This window comes from Methyloceanibacter sp., from assembly GCF_041573655.1.
In the GTDB taxonomy this organism is placed as follows: Bacteria; Pseudomonadota; Alphaproteobacteria; order Rhizobiales; family Methyloligellaceae; genus Methyloceanibacter.
In genome coordinates, this window is sequence record NZ_JBFFQD010000082.1 from 1 (window position 1) to 5058 (window position 5058).

The 5058-nt window shown below is 61.9% G+C and carries 5 protein-coding genes; 3 read left to right on the forward strand and 2 right to left on the reverse strand.

Annotated features, from left to right (window positions below; genetic code table 11):
• A partial coding sequence (locus ABY454_RS11970) for a hypothetical protein (protein ID WP_372930958.1) occupies window positions 1-392 on the reverse strand: 392 nt, incomplete at its 3' end.
• Window positions 393-454: 62 nt separating this feature from the next.
• Here ABY454_RS11970 and ABY454_RS11975 point away from each other — a divergent pair.
• Window positions 455-955: a hypothetical protein gene (locus ABY454_RS11975; protein ID WP_372930959.1), complete on the forward strand. Its 501-nt coding sequence runs from the start codon at window positions 455-457 to the stop codon at window positions 953-955.
• Between the two features lie 7 nt (window positions 956-962).
• On the opposite strand, the gene ABY454_RS11980 is transcribed toward ABY454_RS11975, so the two are convergent.
• Window positions 963-1364, reverse strand: a complete 402-nt coding sequence (locus ABY454_RS11980) for a hypothetical protein (protein ID WP_372930960.1) — start codon at window positions 1362-1364, stop codon at window positions 963-965.
• A 181-nt stretch (window positions 1365-1545) separates the two neighbouring features.
• On the opposite strand from ABY454_RS11980, the gene ABY454_RS11985 reads away from it, so the two are divergent.
• Window positions 1546-2811, forward strand: coding sequence for an efflux RND transporter periplasmic adaptor subunit (locus ABY454_RS11985; protein ID WP_372930962.1), 1266 nt, complete (start codon window positions 1546-1548; stop codon window positions 2809-2811).
• A gap of 3 nt (window positions 2812-2814) precedes the next feature.
• A partial coding sequence (locus tag ABY454_RS11990; protein WP_372930964.1) for an efflux RND transporter permease subunit occupies window positions 2815-5058 on the forward strand: 2244 nt, incomplete at its 3' end.

Sequence of the window (5058 nt, forward strand, 5' to 3'; positions counted from 1 at the left end):
AAGCCGAAGCCTAAGTCCGCTGCGAAGCCGAAGCCCAAGCCGAAGGCCGCTGCGAAGCCGAAGCCTAAGCCCAAGGCTGCCGCGAAGCCGAAGCCTAAGCCCAAGGCTGCCGCGAAGCCCAAGCCAAAGGCCGCCAGCGCGAAGCCGAAGCCCAAGCCGAAGCCTAAGTCCGCTGCGAAGCCGAAGCCCAAGCCGAAGGCCGCTGCGAAGCCGAAGCCTAAGCCCAAGGCTGCCGCGAAGCCGAAGCCTAAGCCCAAGGCTGCCGCGAAGCCAAAGCCGAAGGCCGCCGCGAAGCCGAGGCCGAAACCCAAGCCAAAAGCCGCCAGCGCAAAGCCTAGTCCGAAGCCCAAACCTAAACCGAAATCCGCCAAATCGCGGAAGGGCGGCGGCAAGCGAGGCTAGACGGATCGGTCGTCCGGCATGCGTTTCGCGCTTTGAGTTTCGTCAAGGTGAGATGACGCTACAATATGTACAGATCACCGAAACGAGGCGCGTGCCGATCGAGAGGCCTGTGCTGAAGCTGATCGTGACGGCCTTGCTCTTTACCGCCGCCGTCGCGGTTGCTGTGCCGTCCGCGGCCGAAGAGTGTCCTTATACGCCTGCGCGCGATAGCGCTGAGCGAAAGGCAATCCTGGACGCGGTCCGCAAGCCAGTGAGCAAGGAGCTCGGTCAGCGCGTTATCTTCGTGGTCTCGAACCATAATGTGTGCGGACGCTGGGCGTTCCTCGAAGCGGACCCGCTGCGGCCCGATGGCCGGCCCGTAGACTGGTCGATTGGCGAGCATGCGGACGCTGTCGCCGACGACATGTGCGGCGGGTATGTCCACGCGCTCCTCGTCAGACAAGACGGCCGCTGGCAAGTGCGCCAGCAGGTGATCTGCGCGACCGACGTTCCGTGGGTGTCCTGGCCGGAGTATTTTGGGGCGCCCGCGGCGCTCTTCCCACGGCTCGGTTGAGGTCGGCCTAGCGCGGGGTCGGCATTAGCGGCTTCTCGCGCCGGCAATAGGCTATTGAGTTGTATTTGCCGCAGACAGCCTTTGCCTTCCAGCCGTCGAAGTCCTTGTCGTCGATGGGCTCATCGCAGGTCGCCGATACCGGATTGTCCGGCGCGCGCTTGAGCCAGCAATACTTCCAGGTCTTGCGGTCTTTGTCCTCGCCGATATAGACGCGGCAATAACCGTCCTCCGGAACCTGAAGCTCAATGGTGTGCCGCCAAACGAGGCCGGACTCTGTCTCGATTTCGGCGATGCTGCAGCCATTGACGCCGTCCCGTTTCTGCATGGGCTGCGCGAGAGCGGCGCCGCTCACCAAAACAAGCGCGAGGAGGATGGCGATGCGCTCCTTGCGGGCAAAGGCAAAAGGCATTGAGCAGTTCTCCAGTCACGCGACTATTTCCGATCAGGCCCCAAGGTGTGCCGGAAATCGGTCCGTATCAAGCCCATGACGGGGGCACTGGCAAATGTCCCGGCATATGGCAGTTTGCCTCTATGGCGCCGTGGGTTAGCATCGCCCGAAACGTGTGGCAGGGCGGAGCGAGGGGTTTTCAATGCGCGGGTTTAGCATCGTGGCGTTCCGGGGTTTGAGCGGTGCCATTTTGATTCCCGCACTCCTCCTCGCGGCCTGCTCCGACCGCAGCAAGACATCCGATGCCGAAGACGCCCCGCTCCCTGGCGTCGTTGTTGAGGCGGTGACGTCCAAAGATGTGACGGATCAGACCGACTTCGTCGGCCGTACCGAGGCCTCCCAGCGCGTCGATATCCGCGCGCGCGTGGACGGCACGCTCCTGAAGCGGCCGTTTGAGGAAGGCCAAGAGGTGAAAAAGGGCGCCGTCCTCTTCGAGATCGATCCGGCCGAGTTCGAGGCGAACCTACTGTCCGCCGAGGCGCAGCGCGCAAAGGCCCAAGCCAGCTACAACGAGAACGAGCGCAACCTCGAGCGCTATACGACCCTGGTCGAGAAAGACAGCCCAGCGGTCAGCGAGTCGCAATTCGACATCACGAAATCCAAGGCCGAGCAGTCTAAGGCCGAGGTGAGTTCGGGGCAGGCGGAAGTCGAGCGCGCCAAGCTCGATTTGTCCTATGCCACAATCACCTCGCCCATCGCTGGGCGCACCGGAATTTCGGGTGTCGATGTGGGCAATCTCATCGGGCCGGACAGCGGGGTCCTGGTAACGGTTCTCGAACTCGACCCAATCGACGTGATTTTCTCGGTCGGTGAGCGCGACTATCTCGATTATGCGGAAGCGAGGAAGGCAGGCAACGCGAAGAGCTTCACGCCGCAAATCCGCCTCGCCAACAACCGGCTCTACGAATTTCCGGGTGAGGTCGACGTTGTCGACAACAAGGTCGACCCGGCAACCGGTACGATCAATGTTCGGATTAAATTTCCCAATCCCGACCGCATGCTCGTCCCCGGCCAGTATGTCAGCGTGTTGCTCGCGCGTACGACGCCGGAGAAGCGCATTGTTATCCCGCAGTCGGCCGTGCAGGAAAACCAGGCCGGCCCGTTCGTGCTCATTGTTGACGGCGAGGGCCGCGTCGAAGCGCGCCCGATCAAGACGGGCAATCGGATAGAGACCGGCGTGGTGGTGCTTGACGGCCTTCAAGAAGGCGAGACTTTGGTTGTCGAGGGCATCCAGAAGGTCCGCCCCGGCGCCGAGGTGAGCGTGTCGTACCGCACGCAGGCGGAAAAACCGGAAATGATCGACCAGGAACCCTCGCCCGAAACTGAATCCGGCGCACCGGACCCGACGCCCGATCCGGAGCCACAAGCCGATCCCGAGCCGGAACCGGCCCCGCAAGGCACGCCCTAGGCCATGCTCAGCGCTTTCTTCATCGACCGTCCAAAGTTCGCGTTCGTCATCGCGATCGTCACAGTTATTGCCGGCCTTCTGGCGCTCGCCGTACTCCCAATCGCCGAATATCCGGAATTGACGCCGCCTCAGGTCGAGGTGTCGGCGAAATATCCCGGCGCCGATGCGAGCGTCGTTGCGGAATCCGTGGCGGCGGTAATCGAGGCCGAGGTCAACGGCGTGGAGGGCATGACATATATGTCCTCCAAGAGTGCCAATGACGGCAGCTACAAATTGACCGTGACCTTCTCGATCGAGACCAACGGCGATACGGCACAGGTCAACGTGCAAAACCGCGTCTCGCAGGCAACGCCGAAGCTGCCGGAGGAGGTGAAACGTCAAGGCATCACCACAGAGAAGACCTCCACCAGCATGTTGATGGTGATCTCCGTCTACTCGCCGGGGGAAACCTACGACAGCATCTTCCTGTCCAACTATTCGAGCATCAATCTGCTCGACACGCTGTCGCGGGTGAAAGGCGTTTCGAAGGTCTCAAACTTGGGCGCGCGCGACTACAGCATGCGCATGTGGCTTGAGCCCGACCGTCTGACGGCTTTGGGGCTAACGGCGAACGATGTCATCGCCGCGATCCGCGACCAGAACATCCAGGCGGCGCCTGGCGCGATCGGCCAGGAGCCCGCGCCGTCTTCGCAGCAATTCCAGTACACCTTGACGGCGCAAGGACGGCTCGAAGACGTCGAGCAGTTCGAGAACATTATCCTCGTTGCGAACTCCGACGGATCCGTCGTCAGGCTGCGGGATGTGGCACGGGTCGAGCTCGGCGCGGAGAATTACGGCTGGTTCGGACAGCTCAATGGAAAGCCCGCGGCGCTTCTGGCCGTCTATCAACTCCCCGACGCGAACGCACTCGACGTGGCGAAGGCAATTCGCGCCGAAATGGACCGGCTGGCGCAGCGTTTCCCAGACGATCTGCAGTATCAGGTCACGTACGACACCACGCTTTATGTGGAGACCTCGATCAAAGAAGTGGTCGTTACGCTACTCCAAGCGCTCGCGCTCGTGGTGCTCGTCGTCTTCATCTTCTTGCAGGATTGGCGTTCGACGCTGATCCCCGCCATCGCCATTCCCGTTTCGCTGATCGGGACGTTCGCGGCGCTGCTGGCGCTTGGTTTCACCATCAACACGATCAGCCTGTTCGGACTGATCCTCGCCATCGGTGTGGTGGTCGACGACGCCATTGTCGTTGTCGAGAATGTGCAACGCCACATGGCAGACGGCATGAACCCGCCGGACGCTACGCGCAAGGCCATGGAAGAGGTTACCGCGCCGGTTATAGCCACCACACTCGTGTTGCTCGCGGTGTTCGTACCGGCCGCGTTCACGCCTGGGCTCACCGGCCGGCTGTTCGAGCAATTCGCGGCGACAATTTCTGTTGCGGTTGCCTTGTCGTCGATCAATGCACTGACCTTGAGCCCGGCCTTGTGCGCGACGCTTCTCAAGCCTCCAAAACCGGCGCGTGGTGGGCCGCTCGCCTGGTTCGAGCGGGGGATCGATAGGACCCGCAAAGGCTACAATGTGTTGGTTCGCGCGCTGATCCGCCGGACTGTGATCGCCCTGGCGCTGGTTGCAGTCGTGTTCGGGGGCACTGCGTGGTTTGGCGCCACGACGCCCACCGGCTTTATTCCGCCGGAGGATCGCGGCTCGATCTTCATCGACATGCGTCTTCCGGACGGTGCCGCCTTGCCGCGAACGACGGCGGTGTTGAGGGAAGTCGAAAACATCCTCGAGAACACGCCCGGCGTTGCAAACGTGATCGCCGTTGGCGGCTACTCGATCCTGCAAGGGACGGTCATCCCGAACGCGGCCTTTATCATCGCCGTTTTGGAGCCCTGGGATGAGCGCGATACGCCTGAGCTAGGCTTGCGCGCAATCATGCAAAATATTGCGCCGAGATTCGCCGCGATTCCACAGGCGGTCATTATTCCGTTCACGCCGCCGCCCATTCCAGGACTTGGCACCACGGGTGGCTTCGAGTTCGTCCTGCAAGATACCGAGAGCCGATCGCCGCAATCGTTGGCGTCGGTGCTCAACGGCTTCATCTATGTGGCGAACGGCGAGCCCCAGGTCACCAGCGTATTCAGCACGTTCGGAGCGAACTCGCCGCAGCTCTTCATCGACGTCAATCGTCAGCTGGCGAAGACGAAAGGCATCAGCATCGAAGACATCTTCACGGTGCTCAATGCCAAT

Bases quoted from the DNA above. Each gene is read 5' to 3' on its own strand.
- ABY454_RS11975 (WP_372930959.1), top strand. From the start codon at position 455: ATGACGCTACAATATGTACAGATCACCGAAACGAGGCGCGTGCCGATC.
- ABY454_RS11980 (WP_372930960.1), bottom strand. From the start codon at position 1,364: ATGCCTTTTGCCTTTGCCCGCAAGGAGCGCATCGCCATCCTCCTCGCG.
- ABY454_RS11985 (WP_372930962.1), top strand. From the start codon at position 1,546: ATGCGCGGGTTTAGCATCGTGGCGTTCCGGGGTTTGAGCGGTGCCATT.